This window comes from Nocardia jinanensis (assembly GCF_014645735.1).
In the GTDB taxonomy this organism is placed as follows: Bacteria; Actinomycetota; Actinomycetes; order Mycobacteriales; family Mycobacteriaceae; genus Nocardia; species Nocardia jinanensis.
The window spans coordinates 361904-376032 of sequence record NZ_BMMH01000003.1 but is presented as its reverse complement, the minus strand read 5'-3'; the positions used below and the strand labels follow the sequence as shown (position 1 = coordinate 376032).

The following is a 14129-nucleotide window of genomic DNA, read 5'->3' as shown; positions in this document are numbered from 1 at the left end:
GCCGCGGGTTGTTTCCATAGTCGAACCCTTCGAACTATCAGGCCGTGCGGGCCGGCGTCTCGTGATGGAACACGGCCTGCCAGCCCACCGGTCCGTGCCGCCAGACACTGCTGCAGAACACGACCGCGGGTAGCGGGGCACCGCCGAATTCGCCCCATTGGCGAAGGCGGTAGGTGAGCGCCGCCGCCCGCGGACCGGCGTCTACTACCCGGATCTCATCGGCGATATAGCGCGCGTCCGGCGTCAACGCGTCTATCCCGGCGATCAGCGCGCGCTGGCTCACCAGGCCCATGGTCGCGTCGAATCCATAGCCGTCGGGGTGCATCAGTTCGGCCATCGCGCTCTTGTCGCGCTGGAATATCGCGGTCAGGATTCGCTGTTCCAGGTCCGCGAACCGTGATTGCTCAGCGGACATGGTCGGTGCGGGCGGCGGTCCGCGCGCGATCGGCGATCCGATCGCACAACAACTCCATCATCTGCCATCCCCGGCGCAGCACATCGCTCACCTGCTCGGGCGTCCAATCGCGACGTTCGGCCAGTTCGCGGTAGCCCATCTCGAGATGTTCGGCATCGGCGCCGTCGTGTAGCCGGAAGTACTCGCTCGCCGCGAAGGCGTGCACGCCGGTGGCGTGGAAGATCATTCCGCTGCCCTCGAGGACGAGATGGGCCAGAACGGTGCGCTCCACGCTGGAGCCCGTGGTCATCCGGTCGAGGAACCACGAGGACACCGCGGCGATCACCGGGTCCCAGCGAGTCTCGCGTCCGTCCCGGATATCGGCGAGCAGACGGTGGTGTCCGACCTCCTCGACGAGGTGCTCGTCGGCCAGGTCACGGGCCGGACCGTCGCCCTCTCCGACGATCCGGGCCGCGATGACGCGCTGGAACGCGTTGGACCATCCCTGCAGGTGATCCAGCAGGCTCTCGCGCACACCGTCGGGTTGCCCATCGATATCGCTGATCATCCGGACGAGCGCGTTGTCCGCGTAGGCGCGCATGTACTTGTCGTTCTCGATTCGGACCGCGGCGATATCCGGACGGTCGCCGACGAACGTGACGCGGGCATTGTCGGGATCCTCGTACAGTCCGGCGCCTTCGAATTGCACCGACAGTGCCCAGAACCCGCTCGGTTCGGTGCCGGCGAAACCGTGCCGGGACCCCGGTGGCACCACGACGATATCGCCGGAACGGATATCGGTGGTGGTATCGCCCATCGTCCTGCCGGTGCCCTCGGCGACGATGATCATGCTCTTGGTCGGATGCTCGTGTACCGACAACTCTTCGCCGGGACGCAGTCGCACCCAGCTGATGGAGACCCTGGCGAGATCGGGAACGAACGCCGCCAGAGTGGGGTTCCGGTGGAAATCCTTGAGCAGGCCGATGTTGTGCACGGCCCCGTCGACCACTACGGATGTGATCTGTTCCAGGACGTCGCGTTCGATAACTTCCATATGTTCTCTTCCCACTACCGGAGTGCCCGTGGACGCTCCGGAATCCAGGCAATGCTCGCACTGCCATCACTGCTGTACAGGTGCTCGATACTTCCTGGCTATTGATCGGCGCACTGTGATTCGAGTGCGCCGATCAACCTTCGATTCGGTTACCCAGGCGAAATGTCTACGCAATGTCGTGGGTAACGGGGGCGGTGGTGGCCGCACGGCAAAAGAGAGTTCGAGCCGTTCTGTCCTGCCGGTCGGATAACGCGTATTGTGCTGGGTCTAAGCAAACAGTCGGCATTCGGGGATTCCTATCGCTGGGGACAGGGCCACCCCTCGCTACGGCGGGCCGTCCGGACTGCCACCCCGCGGCGGACCGGACCGGGTGCCGCCCGATGCTCCTCTCAGTGGGCCGGTCCGAGAGGTGTTCCGCAAATGCACCTATTCGTCTCGAGCTACGGCGAACCGTGATCGGTAGCGTTTCAGCGAGTTCGTGATCGGGGTGAACGCCGATTTCGGTGGTGCGGACGTCTATTTCGACGATCCCGCCCTGTTCCCCCCGCTCTGGATCGTGCCCGGTGCGCCGGCCGTCCCGGAGCCCGTCCCGAGTGCGACGAAATGGGCGCGCATCCGCCCGGACGTCATCCCGAAACATCGGGTGAAGTTCTGGCAAGTGGTGTCCGCGGTTTCGAGGGCTTTGCGCAGGTAACCGAGTGAGCAATCGAGGGCGGCGGCGAGGGCGTCGGGGGTCAGCGCCGGATCGTCGGAGTACCGCAGGACATAGCGCAGAGCTCGACCGAACCGGAGCGACGTCCACGGTGTCGCGTCCCCGCGTCAGTGTCAGGATCCCGCGGATCGGGGTGACGAGCCGGGCCCCGGCGCCCTCGTCGCCGGCGGTATGCCTCCGGATCACGCTGAGCGCAAGGCTACCGGCGGCGGCCGGCACCGTCCTATCGTCGGACGGTGGTATCGCGCAGCAGACCTCGACGGCATCTCAAAACGGTCACCGGAGTCAGCGGAGGTACCGATATCTACGCGGCGGCCGTGGACCCGGCCCGCTCGACACTGGATACCGCGATCGCCGTCGCGAAGGTCGCCGAGGACCACCGGATCGACGCGCTCTTCGCGGCCGATCTGCTCAGCTTCGGCGCCCAGGGCGCGATCGGCGCGCAGGAGCCGCTGATCTACCTCTCCGCATTGAGTTCGGTGACGACGCATATCGGTTTGATCGCCACCGTCACCACCACCTTCCACCATCCCTACAACCTGGCCCGGCTGTTCGGCACCCTCGATCATGTGAGCAACGGGCGTTCGGCCTGGAATGCCGTGACTTCCTCGCTCGGCGAGGAGAATTACAGCGATCGGGAGCTGCCGAGTCCGGAGCAGCGCTATGCGCGGGCGGCGGAATCGCTGGAAGTGACGCACGCGCTCTTCGACTCGTGGGGCCGGGGCGCGCTCACTCCGGACGGTCGCGGTGGTGCCGTACTCGATCCGGCCCGGGTCCGGCCGATCGATTACCGGGGCGACCATTTCACCGTGCGCGGTCCGCTGAACATCCCGCCGCTGCCGCAGCGGCGGCCGGTGCAGTTCCAGGCGGGACAATCGGCGGGCGGGGTGGAGCTCGGCGCCCGTTACGCCGAAGCGGTGTTCACCTCGCTCACCACGCTCGACGATGCGCTCACCTACACCCGCGGGATCCGGGCCCGCGCCCGGGAACTGGGCCGTCCCGAGGGACTGCCGTACATCTTCAGTTCCCTGCACGCCACCTACGGCGCCACCGAAGCCGAAGCCGCGCGGCTGGTCCGCGAACAGGAGGAGTCCTTCGATTTCGACGCGGGTCGCCGGTTGCTCGCGGATATGTTCGGCGGCGGGGTGGATCTCTCCGATCTCCCGCTGGATCGGCCGCTCCCGGAAAGCCTGCTGCCCGAGCTCGATTCGGTGCACCGTCGGCGCGGCCGGGTCGAGATCTTCGCCCGTCTCGCGGCTTCCGGGCGCACTCTGCGCGAGTTGATCCTGGAAGCGCGGCATACCGGCCACTGGTCGGCGGCGGGTACGCCGGAACAATTGGCCGACGCCATCGAGGAACGCTATCGCGCGGGTGTTCTCGATATCGTCACCGTCGGTGGCCTCGACGATCCGCGCACCCGCGATTTCGTCACCAACGGGTTGCTGCCGGAACTGCGCCGCCGCGATATCGCCGGCTCCGACTACCTCGGTGCCACTTTCCGGGAGAATCTGGAACTGCCGCCACTGCCGGATTCGGAGACCGACCGCGTCGCGGTGTAGCCGGACGGTATTCAGAAATAGCGGACCGCCACGTAGATCCAGGCGAGCACACAGCTGAGCGCGGTGACCACGATTCCGTATCTGGTGAACTGCCAGAAGGTGATCCGGTGCCCGGCCCGGCGCGCGATATCGAGGGCCACCACATTGGCGCTCGCGGCGACCGCGGTGCCGTTACCGCTGAAGTCCGCACCGAAGGCGAAAGCCCACCACAGCGCCCGGCTCTGCCCGTGGTCGGGAGTCTGTTCGACCAGGCCCTCGACCACCGGGGCCATGGTGGTCGTATAGGGGATGTTGTCGATGAAGGCGGCCACGACGGCGGAACCGAAGACGAGGACCGCGGAGGCGAGCAGCGGATTGTCACCGAAAGCGGCGACCGCGGCATCGCCGAGGAGGTCGATGACACCGGTATGTACGAGCCCGGCGACCATCACGAACAGGCCCATGAAGAAGACCAGGGTCCCCCATTCCACTTCGCGCAGGATATCGCCGATATCGAGCCGGGAGATCAGCACCATGGCGCCCGCGCCCAGCAGCGCGATGATCGAAGGCGCCACGTGCAGTACCGAATGCAGGCCGAAACCCACCACGACTCCGGCGAGTACCAGCAGGGCGCGGGTGAGCAGACGCGGGTCGGTGATGGCGCGGCGCTCCTGCAAGGCCGCCACGGTGTCGATGTGTTCGGAGCGCGCCCGCAGATGCGTGCGGAACAGCCAGCGGGTGAACAGGACGAACAATGCGAAGATCACGGCCACGGCCGGGGCCATGTGCAGCAGGAAATCGTTGAAACTCAAACCCGCCCGGCTACCGATGATGATGTTGGGCGGATCGCCCACCAGTGTCGCCGCACCGCCGATATTGGCCGCCAGCACCTCGGCGATCAGGAACGGTTGCGCGGCGAAACCCAGCCGCCCGCACACCACAATGGTGACGGGCGCGACCAGCATGATGATGGTGACGTTGTCGAGTAGCGGTGAGGCGACCGCGGTGATGATCATCAGCATCACCATCAGCCGGAACGGGCTGCCGTGCGATCGTTTGGCGGCCCAGATGGCGAGGAAATCGAACAGGCCCGTGTGTTTGACGACGCCGACGATGATCATCATGCCGAGCAGCAGGAAGATGACGTTCCAGTCGATGCCGACGTGCGAGTTGTAGAAGACCTCCTCGCCGGGCACCAGGCCGAGAACGGTCATCAGCCCGGCCGCGACCAGGACGACCTTCACCTTGTCCGCGCGTTCGGTGGCGATGAACCAGAACGCCCCGACGAACACTGTTACCGCCAGGATCTGGCTCATCCCTCACCTCACCTCCCCAGCGCCCGGCGGATCAGTTGTCGGGACCGGCGACGGCCAGGCTGATCAGCAGCCGTTCGAGGGTGATACCGCCGACGAGGGCGTACGCCCGATCGACGACCGCGACCAGGGGACTGTGCCGCTGCGCCATCAACGCGGCGATCTCGAGCAGGGTGGCATCGCGGTGGACCACGGCCGGCCGGGGCGCGTGTTCGGGCAGGCAATCGCCGACGGTCAGATCACCGGGTTCGCGCCAGAACACTTCGGCGTGCAGTTCGTCGATGGTGCGCACCAGCGCCGGATCGTTCTGGTAGGAGCTGGGTATCGCCAGCCGCAGCACCTGGGTGCCGGGCAGAACCGCTACGGGCCGGTCGGCTCCGTCGACCACGATGAGCCCGGGCAACCTGTTGACCACCATCAGCCGCATGGCTTTGGCCACGGGGTCGCCGGTGCGAACGGTCGGCAGCTGGACGGCGATCTCGTGTGCTTGCATCGGATGGTCCCGTCGCGCGTGCGGGGAGAAGGTGGTCATGGCCGCAACCTGTCGCCGGCGAGCTGGCCCATCAGTCGCTCCAGCCGTGCCACTCGGTCGGGGAGGGGGCTGCTGTGCAGCAGTTCGGCGAGCTGATCGGCTTCGTCGGGGCCCAGGGCGATGGATTGGACGGGTTCGTCGCGGGCGGTGCGGTAGACGTGGATGTGCTTCGCGCCGTCGGTGCCGGTGACCAGCGCGAAACGGTCACCACTGCGGGTCAGCAAGTGGTGCACGGTGCCCTGGCCCGGTACGGTGCCGCGGTCGATATCCACGTCGAGCGCTCCTCCCGCGACCGGTTGTCTCCGGCCCTCAGTCTCGGCCCGCGGGGGTGTCTCCGGACATCGGTGCCGGCACCCATCTCCGATGGCCGGGGCTGTGTAGCGGCGCGGCCAGAAGATGGGTGTCACGCCCCATGGACAGCCCGCGCGTCGGCCGCCACACTGAGGTGATGGACCGTCCGGATAGTGGAAACGGCCTGTTCCGGCGGCATACCCGGACCCCGGTCGACGCGCTGTTCCGGCGGATCTTCCTCATCAACGGCCTGGTGTTCACACTCGGCACCCTGGTGCTGGCGGTATCGCCGGCGACAGTGTCGTCCCGGGTGCGGCTCACCGAGATACCGGTACTGGCGGTGGGTCTCGTGGTGATCCTCGCGGCCAACGCCTTCCTGCTGCGATCCAGCCTGGCGCCGCTGGATCAGTTGGTCGTCTCGATGCGCGGAGTGGACCCGCTGCGCCGTAGCGGTCGGCTCGACGACCGGGGCAACGGTGACCTGTCCCGGGTGATCGACTCGTTCAACGCGATGGTCGAACGGCTCGAATCCGAACGGGCGGCGGCCAGTGCCTCCGCGCTGGCCGCGCAAGAGGGCGAGCGCCGGCGGATCGCCCGGGAACTGCACGACGAGATCGGCCAGAGCCTGACGTGGCGCTGCTGTCGATGAAACGGGCCGCCGACCGTGCGCCCGCCGATGTGGTGGATGTATTGCACGGCGCGCAGGAAACCGTGCGCGCCTGCCTGGACGAGGTGCGGGGGATCGCGCGGCGGTTGCGCCCCGATGTGCTCGACGATCTCGGCCTGTCCAGTGCGCTGAGTGCCCTGTGCAGCGAGTTCAGCTCGACGGCCGGGATCGGGGTCACACGCGATGTCGACCGGAATCTGTCGCGGCTGGCGCCCGATATCGAACTCGTCTGCTACCGGGTGGCCCAGGAGAGCCTGACCAATATCGCCCGGCACGCCGACGCGCGCCGGGTCGGGCTGAGCCTGCGCGTGCGCGGTGACGCGCTGGTGCTGCGTGTCTCCGACGACGGTCGCGGCGGGGTGTCCGAGGACGGTTCCGGTATCCGCGGTATGCGCGAGCGCGCACTGCTGGTGAACGCGACCCTCACCATCGAATCGCCACCGGGGCACGGCACCGAGGTCTGCCTCGACGTTCCGTATCGAGGCGAAAGGAATACGCCGTGACGACCCCGGCCGTGGCCCGTGTCCTGCTCGCCGACGATCACGCGCTGGTCCGTGCCGGGCTGCGGATGATCCTCGACACCGAACCCGATCTCGCGGTCGTCGCCGAGGCCGCCAACGGTCACGAGGCGGTGCAGCAGATCGGTCATGTCCAGGTCGACCTCGCGATCCTGGATATCGCCATGCCGCGGCTGACCGGGATCCAGGCGGCCCGCGAAATCCACCGCGCCGCACCGGAGGTGCGGATCCTGATGCTGTCGATGTACGACAACGAGCAGTACTTCTTCGAATCGCTACGCGTCGGCGCCTCCGGTTACGTGCTGAAATCGGTCGCCGACCGTGATCTGCTCGAGGCCTGCCGGGCGACATTGCGCGGCGAATCGTATCTGTATCCGGGCGCGGTGAATTCGCTGATCCGGGACTGGTTGCAGCGCGCCGACCGGGCCGAGCCGCTGCCACGCAGCCTGCTCACCCCGCGTGAGGAGGAGATCGTCAAACTCGTCGCCGAGGGCTACTCGTCGCGCGAGATCGCCGGTGACCTCGTCATCAGTGTGAAGACCGTGGATCGGCATCGCGCGAATATCCTGCAGAAACTGGGATTACGTGATCGACTGGCCCTGACCCGCTATGCCATCCGGGCGGGACTCATCGAGCCCTGATATCGGTCCGCCGGCCGCCGGGCCCTGGACTTGGTTCTCGTGCCCGTACCCCCAGGGCAGCAGGGCGGAACCGGCGAGCAGTGCCAGTGCGGCCACGCCGATCGCGGCGCGTACCCCGATCGCGGCCGCGAGGACGCCGCCGAGGGCGATGAACGCCGGCTGGACGCATCGCGCGCTGATAGACCAGGCGGTGCCCACGCGCACCATATGGTCGTCCGGGGTGTGGCTCATGCGGTAGGCGCTGAACACCGGGTTGAACACACCGGCGGAGAAGAGCAGCAGAGTCGAGGCGACGAGGATTACGCTGAAACCCAGCGGGCCGGGCCCGGCGAGAACGACCGACCCGAGCCAGCAGGTACGCAGAGTGCCGAATCCGAGCAGTACCGGCCGTTGGCCGAACCTGGCCACGAGTCTCGGGGCGCACCACGATCCCAGCAGGCCGCCGAGGCCGGGTATTCCCAGTGCCAGCCCGTACTGCCATGGCGGGAAACCCAGTTCGCGGAGCATGAGCAGCGCCATCAGCGGTGAGACGAGCATCAGTGAGCCGCCGAAGAGCATCGCGTTCCAGAACAGGCGGTGCAGGGTGGCGTGCGCGGCGATATAGATCCAGCCGGCCCTGATCTCGGACCGGACGCGGTGTGCGCGGTCCGGTCGCGTGGGAACCGTCTCGGGTGTCCGGATCCGGCGGATGCCGAGCGCCGAGGCCAAGTGGCCGAGCGAGTCGACGATCAGCGTGGTGGTCGTGCCGAATACCGCGATGAGCAATCCGCCCACCGGGCCGCCCAGGGCGGTCGCGGTCCAGAAGGTGGTCTCCAGCCGGCTCGCGGCCGGGACCCGTCGCGCCTCGGGGACGAGCGTTTTGAGGTGGGCATCGCGCGCGGCGTTGAAGACGATGCCGCACAGGGTCTGCACCGCGGCGGTCACGCACAGGTGCGCGTAGGTGAGAACGCCGAACCAGGCGGCGAGCGGCACCGAGGCCAGCGCGGTGCACGCCGCGAAACCCGCACCGGCCATGACGCCGCGTTTCCGCCGGAACTCGATGAGGGGTCCCAGTGGAAGGGCGATCGCGGCCGCGGCGAGTCCGGCGAGTGCCGCCATCAGGGAGACCTGCAGATCGGAGGCATCGATCAGCAGGATCGCCACGAGGGGCAGCGCACCCGCTCCGACGGCTCCCCCCACCTGTCCCGCGGTGAACGAGGCCCAGAGCCGGTAGAAGTCGGGCGGGAGGCCGGCGGCGGTGTGTGGCCGGTGTCCGGCGAGTTCATCGGTGCAACGGTGGCCCCCAGTGCGCATCGTCCGATGGTGCACCACTGGAGGTCGGGCAGGGCGCGATCCCCGCCTGTCGGATCACCCGTGTCCGGAAGCGCGGCCGTGGCTTTCAGTCGGGGTGCGGTGTGGTGCCGGCTGAACTACCCGGCCTCGACGGGATGTGACGACCGCGCGGTGTCATCGATCCGCGGTGGTGGTCCGGTCGGGGGAGAAGTCGTCCAGGTACGGGCTGCCGGCGTGGCCCGGAGGGCGGCTGCGTCGGTCCGGCCGAACCTATGCGAGGTGGTGTTCCTCGGCCGCAGTGCTGAGCGAGGTGCCGTTGAGTTCCAGATAGAGCTGCCGTTCGGTGACCGATACCGTGGCGGTGTTGCGGCGTTCGAGGGCCGCCGCCGCGGCTTCTATGAAAGCGCGATCGAAGGAGACGAGGGGTATCGTCTCGGCGCGGTGGATCCGTTTACCGGTCAGCTGCGCCAGCACCTTGGCGGGGTCGCGATGGGTGTACACCGCGACTCGCTCGGCCCGTTTGCTGCCGCGGTGCACCCGGTCGGAGTCGGGTGCGCCGACCTCTATCCACGCGGTGATCCGTCCGGTGAGATCGCGGACCAGTACCGCCGGTTCGTCGGTGGAGGACACCCCGCCGTCGCTGAAGGTGATGCCTTCTTCGTATTCGAGGCAGTAGGCCAGCAGACGAGTGATCAGGAATTCCGTGGTCTCGGAGGGATGCCGGGCCAGTCGCAGCTCCAGTTCCTGATAGGCGCCCCGGTCGATATCGGACAGGGACAGAGCGAAGGTGTGCAGAGTCGCGCCGGTAGCCATAGGACGTTCAGGGTAGCTCGCGGGTCGGTACGGATGAGCCCGGACCGTCGGCTCGCGGCGATCCGGGTTTTTGTGCGGTGTCACAAACAGGTCGGGACGCAAGGCCTGCGCGGCGCAATGGTGCCGGAGCGCCACGGACCGGGTCCGCGGATGTCCGGGTGTCCGCCGACGGGATGGATCTGCGCCGCTGCGGCACCCGGTTCCGGGGGGAGTCCTGCCGTACACACAGCGGTAGCCCCGGCCGCTGGGCCGGGGCTACCGTCGTCGCGAATCCGCTGGACTCGTCGGGATCAGCCGATGCTGAAGGGCTGGCCCCAGACGCGGAACTCGGAGATGCCCTGCTCGGTGGTCGTCTCGACGCGCACGAAGGAGCGGGCCTGGGCGTATCCAGCGCAGCCGTTGAGACCGATGGTGGAATCCGTCCAGGTCACCGAGCCGTCCTTGCCGGTGAACTTGACGGCGAAGGTATGGCCTTCATCGCCGTAGACGTCCGGCTTCTCGATATCGAGCAGCAGGAACGAGGTGGCCTGACCCGGGCCGAGGGTCAGGTTGGCACCGGAGCTGAGGTTGCCGCTCAGGTTCTCACCGGACTGGGTGAGCCCGGCTCCGCCGTTGCCGGCGCCACCGCTGATATCGACCTGGCAGCCGACGACATAGCCGGGGGTGATCTTGGTGCCCTTGTGGGGACCGTGCACCTCGACCTGCGCGCTACCGGAGACCCAGGTGTTGCGGTGCAGCGGGGTCGAACCCAGCGACGGGTTGATCGTCGCCGACTCGTTGGCGATACGAGCGGTGATGCTCAGCCCGTTGGGCAGGGTGTGGTTCAGCTCGGCACCCGGCAGCGGGACGAAGGTGTCGGCATTGGCCGCGCCGGTCGAGAACAGGCCGACCGCGGCGACGGACGCGGCTGCGAGGCTCGCGGCCCGTACGACGCTTTTCTTGATGACAGACATGACAGTTTCCCTCTCGGAAGAGAATTCCGTTCAGCGACGGATTTGATCGACCAGATACGACGTGCGTCAGCCGATGCTGAACGGAGCTCCGTACAGGGTGGTCTTCGAATAGTGGTCGCCGATGATTTCGACGACGGCGTAGGAACGGGCCTGGGCGTATCCGGCGCAGCCTTCGATCTGGATTTCGACGTCTTTGTAGTCGACCCAGTACACGCCGGGCTTCGGGATATCGACGCCTTCGACATTGATGAATTTGACGTCACCCGGGCCGAGCTTGATACCGAGCGAACCGCTGATACCCAGACTGGAGGTGCTCGCGCTGGCCGATACGCCGGCGGAGATGGCGTTGTCGGCGATGCTGACCTGGCAGCCGACGATGTATCCGGCGCTGACGCGGGAAGTGCCGTGCGTCGAGGAGTTGTTGGTGCCGGGGGCGTTGGTGGGGCCCTTCCAGGGGCCTGGGGTGCCCTCCGGGGTCTGGCTGACGTCCGCGAAGACCCGGCCGCTGAGCCAGGCGACCCGGCCCGCGCCGTTGGCGGACAGCGACGGCGAGATGAGCGCGCTCTCGTCGACACGGCTCAACTTGACGCCGGGTCCGAGCTTTTCGCCGCCGGGGAGCGGTACGAAGGTGTCGGCATTCGCCATGCCTCCAGTGACGCCCAGTACCGCCGCCGCCGTCATCGCCGCTGTGGCAGCAATCGACTTGATATTCATCGTGATTCCCTCATGGTTTTGCGAATAGTCGCCGAATACCGGCCGGACGGAGCCGGCCGGCGAAAACGGCAGCAGAGATCCCCGGGTCCTGCGCGCACGCGCGCGGACCACGGTTCGGGGGGGTTCTGCCCAATCGCAGGTGAAATCCGGTGGTTACGGATAACCCACCGGTGGTGTCAGATCGTCGTCCTGGGCGATCAGGTGACGAATGGCTGCGTCATCTATCCCTCATCCCTGTCCATCTTCTTACAACCCGGTCGGGTTCGACCGGAAACTGTGCGGGCGAGGGGGGAAGGCAGGCACATGGGCGTCAGCAGCGTCGGAGTCCACATCCCTCACACCTCTCGCTCGTGCGTCGTTGCGCCGAACGGACGCTCGCCCCGGTCGGGACGAACGCCGTTCGCGGACACCGGGGTGCGGTGTCGGCGCATTCTGTTGCCAGCCCGTAAGTAGTTAGGTTAGCCTTCGCTCACTATAAAGGGTTGCTAACAATTTTTGTGAGCGATGACAGTGACCTACGTCATACGGACCGGAAGGGGACGATTCGATGCACAGAGGTTGTGACACCGCCTCATGACCGCCGGTTCGTCCTATGAATACCACACACATGTGGGTGTCCGCAGGTGGTCTGGATGGTTGCTGGCAGTCATCGTTCTGGTAAGCGCCTGCATACTGAGCCTTGTGGTCGGGGTGAAGCATATTCCGATCACGGAAATCATTAGTGCACTGTGGGACCCCGACGGATCGCCGGATGACCTGGTGATAAGCGAATACCGCTTGCCCCGTACGCTGCTCGGATTGCTCGCGGGTAGCGCACTCGGGGTCGCGGGCTGCCTGATGCAGGGCCTGACCCGAAATCCGCTGGCCGATCCGGGACTGCTCGGAATCAACGCCGGCGCTGCCTTCGCCATCGCGATCGCCGTCGCCTACCTGGGAGCCGACGGGATATCTTCCTATGTCTGGTTCGGTTTCGCGGGCGCCGCTGTAGTCTCGGTGATGGTGTACCGGCTGGGAACCGTCGGACGCGGCGGGACCGATCCGATTCGGCTCACCCTCGCCGGTGTCGCGGTGACCGCCGTGCTCACCGGTGTCACCAAGGGGTTGATCCTGCTGAACTCGACCGCCTTCGACAAGATGCGGCAGTGGGACGCCGGTGCGCTGACCGGCCGCGGATACGACGTACTCGCCGGAGCGACCCCCTTCATCGTGGTCGGCCTGATCCTGGCCTTCGTCGCCGCCCGCTCGCTCAATGCCGTGGCGCTCGGCGACGATCTGGCCCGCGCGCTGGGCGTGCACGTCAACCGGACCCGGGCCTGTACCGCGCTCGCGCTGATCCTGCTCTGCGGCACCGCGACGGCGGCGGTCGGCCCGATCACCTTCGTGGGGCTGGCGGTACCGCATATCGCACGCTGGATCGTCGGCCCCGACAATCGCTGGATCGTCGCCTACTCCTTGGTCCTGGCCCCCGCGCTGGTGCTCTTCGCGGATGTGGTGGGCCGGCTCGCCATCCCGCCCGACGAACTGTCCGCGGGCGTGGTGACAGCGTTCCTGGGTGCGCCGGTGCTGATCTGGCTCGCCCGGCGCTCGGAGATGAGGCAGTCGTGACCACGGTGCGCAAGCCGTCGCGTTTCGGCATCGCCTCGACCGTCGATTTCGGCCGTTCGGTACGGGTGCTGCGGTTACGCGGTTTCACTACCCGTTTCGGTGTGCGCGGCCTCGTGGTGACGGTCGTGCTGCTCGTCGCCGCCTGTGTGGTGGCGCTGCTCGCCCTCGGTACCGGCGATTTCGCCATTCCGCCGGATCGAGTGCTGCGGGCGCTGCTCGGCGACGGGGTGGGCGGTGACGAACTGGTCGTGCGGGAATGGCGGTTGCCCCGAGTGCTCATGGCGCTGGTACTCGGGGCGGCGCTCGGGGTCAGCGGCGCGATCCTGCAGTCGGTGACCCGCAATCCACTGGGCAGCCCGGATATCGTCGGATTCAATTCCGGCGCCTACACCGGTGCGCTGCTGGTGATCCTGTCCGGCGGCGGCTACTACGCCACCGCCGCCGGGGCGGTCGGCGGTGGCCTGCTCACCGCGCTCGCGATCTTCCTGCTGGCCTTCCAGCAGAGCGTCAAGGGTTTCCGGCTGATCATCGTCGGTATCGGCGTCGGGGCGATGATGGCCGCGGTCAACACCTGGCTCATCCTGCGCGCCGATCTCGACGAGGCGATGTCGGCCGCCGCGTGGGGGGTGGGGACGCTGGACGGGCTCACCTGGGACGAGATCGTGCCGGCCCTGATCGTGCTGGCGATCCTGGCCGTCGCGGTGATTCCCGCCGCGTACCGGCTACAGGTCCTCGAACTGGGTGACGACGCGGCCCGGGCCCTCGGTATCCGGGTGGGCCGGGCGCGGCTGGTGCTGACCGTGTTGAGTGTCGCGTTCACGGCGGTCGGCACCGCGGTGGCGGGCCCCATCGCCTTCGTCGCTCTCGCGGCACCGCAACTGGGCCGGCGGCTGGCCCGTACCCCGACGACCGCGTTACTGCCGGCGGCGGCGATGGGGGCACTGCTGCTGGTGGCCTGCGATTGGATATCGCGGCGGCTGTTCGCGCCGACCAGCGTGCCGGTCGGTGTGGTGACCGCGTCGGTCGGCGGCGCGTATCTGGCCTATCTGCTGGTGGCCGAGGCCCGACGGAACTGAGGGAATCATCGTGAACGAAAAACTCGAGCACAGCGC

14 protein-coding genes and 1 pseudogene are annotated in these 14129 nt (G+C 67.4%); 6 read left to right on the top strand and 9 right to left on the bottom strand.

The genetic code is table 11. From position 1 onward, the window contains the following. Positions 1 to 37: 37 nt before the first annotated feature. Positions 38 to 415 (bottom strand): nuclear transport factor 2 family protein, encoded by a 378-nt coding sequence (locus IEY68_RS10570; protein ID WP_058855267.1) that lies wholly within the window; start codon positions 413 to 415, stop codon positions 38 to 40. Further along, entirely contained in the window at positions 405 to 1448 is a 1044-nt protein-coding gene (locus tag IEY68_RS10565; protein ID WP_058855266.1) for a cupin domain-containing protein, read from the bottom strand. The genes IEY68_RS10570 and IEY68_RS10565 overlap by 11 nt, the downstream gene beginning before the upstream one ends. Positions 1449 to 1926: 478 nt before the next feature. On the opposite strand from IEY68_RS10565, the gene IEY68_RS10560 reads away from it, so the two are divergent. Then, positions 1927 to 2142: a hypothetical protein gene (locus IEY68_RS10560; protein WP_058855265.1), complete on the top strand. Its 216-nt coding sequence runs from the start codon at positions 1927 to 1929 to the stop codon at positions 2140 to 2142. Positions 2143 to 2396: 254 nt separating this feature from the next. Continuing rightward, complete coding sequence (locus IEY68_RS10555; RefSeq protein WP_062998594.1) at positions 2397 to 3719, top strand: NtaA/DmoA family FMN-dependent monooxygenase; 1323 nt, start codon at positions 2397 to 2399, stop codon at positions 3717 to 3719. A gap of 11 nt (positions 3720 to 3730) precedes the next feature. Here IEY68_RS10555 and IEY68_RS10550 read toward each other — a convergent pair whose 3' ends face one another. From IEY68_RS10550 to IEY68_RS10540, 3 genes are read right to left on the bottom strand one after another with little or no spacing between them, the layout of a single operon-like run. Then, the gene (locus tag IEY68_RS10550; RefSeq protein WP_058855263.1) at positions 3731 to 5014 is read right to left on the bottom strand and encodes an ArsB/NhaD family transporter; all 1284 of its coding nucleotides are present in this window, start codon (positions 5012 to 5014) and stop codon (positions 3731 to 3733) included. Between the two features lie 31 nt (positions 5015 to 5045). Continuing rightward, complete coding sequence (locus IEY68_RS10545; protein ID WP_229718701.1) at positions 5046 to 5543, bottom strand: CBS domain-containing protein; 498 nt, start codon at positions 5541 to 5543, stop codon at positions 5046 to 5048. Next, complete coding sequence (locus IEY68_RS10540; protein ID WP_058855262.1) at positions 5540 to 5815, bottom strand: cation:proton antiporter regulatory subunit; 276 nt, start codon at positions 5813 to 5815, stop codon at positions 5540 to 5542. The genes IEY68_RS10545 and IEY68_RS10540 overlap by 4 nt, the downstream gene beginning before the upstream one ends. Positions 5816 to 5991: 176 nt before the next feature. Between IEY68_RS10540 and IEY68_RS10535 the strand changes: the two are divergent. Both IEY68_RS10535 and IEY68_RS10530 read left to right on the top strand, forming a co-directional pair. Further along, a pseudogene (locus IEY68_RS10535) lies at positions 5992 to 7004 on the top strand (sensor histidine kinase). Further along, positions 7001 to 7660 carry a response regulator gene (locus IEY68_RS10530; protein WP_082681400.1) on the top strand — a complete coding sequence of 220 codons (660 nt, stop codon included), beginning with the start codon at positions 7001 to 7003 and terminating at the stop codon, positions 7658 to 7660. The pseudogene IEY68_RS10535 and the gene IEY68_RS10530 overlap by 4 nt, the downstream one beginning before the upstream one ends. Here the strand turns inward: IEY68_RS10530 and IEY68_RS10525 are convergent. The 4 genes from IEY68_RS10525 to IEY68_RS10510 all read right to left on the bottom strand — a co-directional run bounded on the left by IEY68_RS10525 (position 7601) and on the right by IEY68_RS10510 (position 11412). Next, a complete protein-coding gene (locus IEY68_RS10525; RefSeq protein WP_063916315.1) occupies positions 7601 to 8953 on the bottom strand; it encodes an MFS transporter in 1353 nt (450 codons plus the stop codon). The genes IEY68_RS10530 and IEY68_RS10525 overlap by 60 nt on opposite strands. A gap of 249 nt (positions 8954 to 9202) precedes the next feature. Further along, complete coding sequence (locus IEY68_RS10520) at positions 9203 to 9745, bottom strand: YaeQ family protein (RefSeq protein WP_058855261.1); 543 nt, start codon at positions 9743 to 9745, stop codon at positions 9203 to 9205. Between the two features lie 290 nt (positions 9746 to 10035). Beyond that, entirely contained in the window at positions 10036 to 10698 is a 663-nt protein-coding gene (locus tag IEY68_RS10515) for an MspA family porin (RefSeq protein ID WP_058855260.1), read from the bottom strand. Between the two features lie 66 nt (positions 10699 to 10764). Continuing rightward, a complete protein-coding gene (locus IEY68_RS10510; RefSeq protein ID WP_058855277.1) occupies positions 10765 to 11412 on the bottom strand; it encodes an MspA family porin in 648 nt (215 codons plus the stop codon). Between the two features lie 573 nt (positions 11413 to 11985). On the opposite strand from IEY68_RS10510, the gene IEY68_RS10505 reads away from it, so the two are divergent. Both IEY68_RS10505 and IEY68_RS10500 read left to right on the top strand, forming a co-directional pair. Then, on the top strand, positions 11986 to 13017 hold the full coding sequence (locus tag IEY68_RS10505; protein ID WP_058855259.1) for a FecCD family ABC transporter permease: 1032 nt from the start codon (positions 11986 to 11988) through the stop codon (positions 13015 to 13017). Then, complete coding sequence (locus IEY68_RS10500; RefSeq protein WP_229718699.1) at positions 13014 to 14093, top strand: FecCD family ABC transporter permease; 1080 nt, start codon at positions 13014 to 13016, stop codon at positions 14091 to 14093. Before IEY68_RS10505 ends, IEY68_RS10500 begins: the two co-directional genes overlap by 4 nt. Positions 14094 to 14129 lie beyond the last annotated feature (36 nt).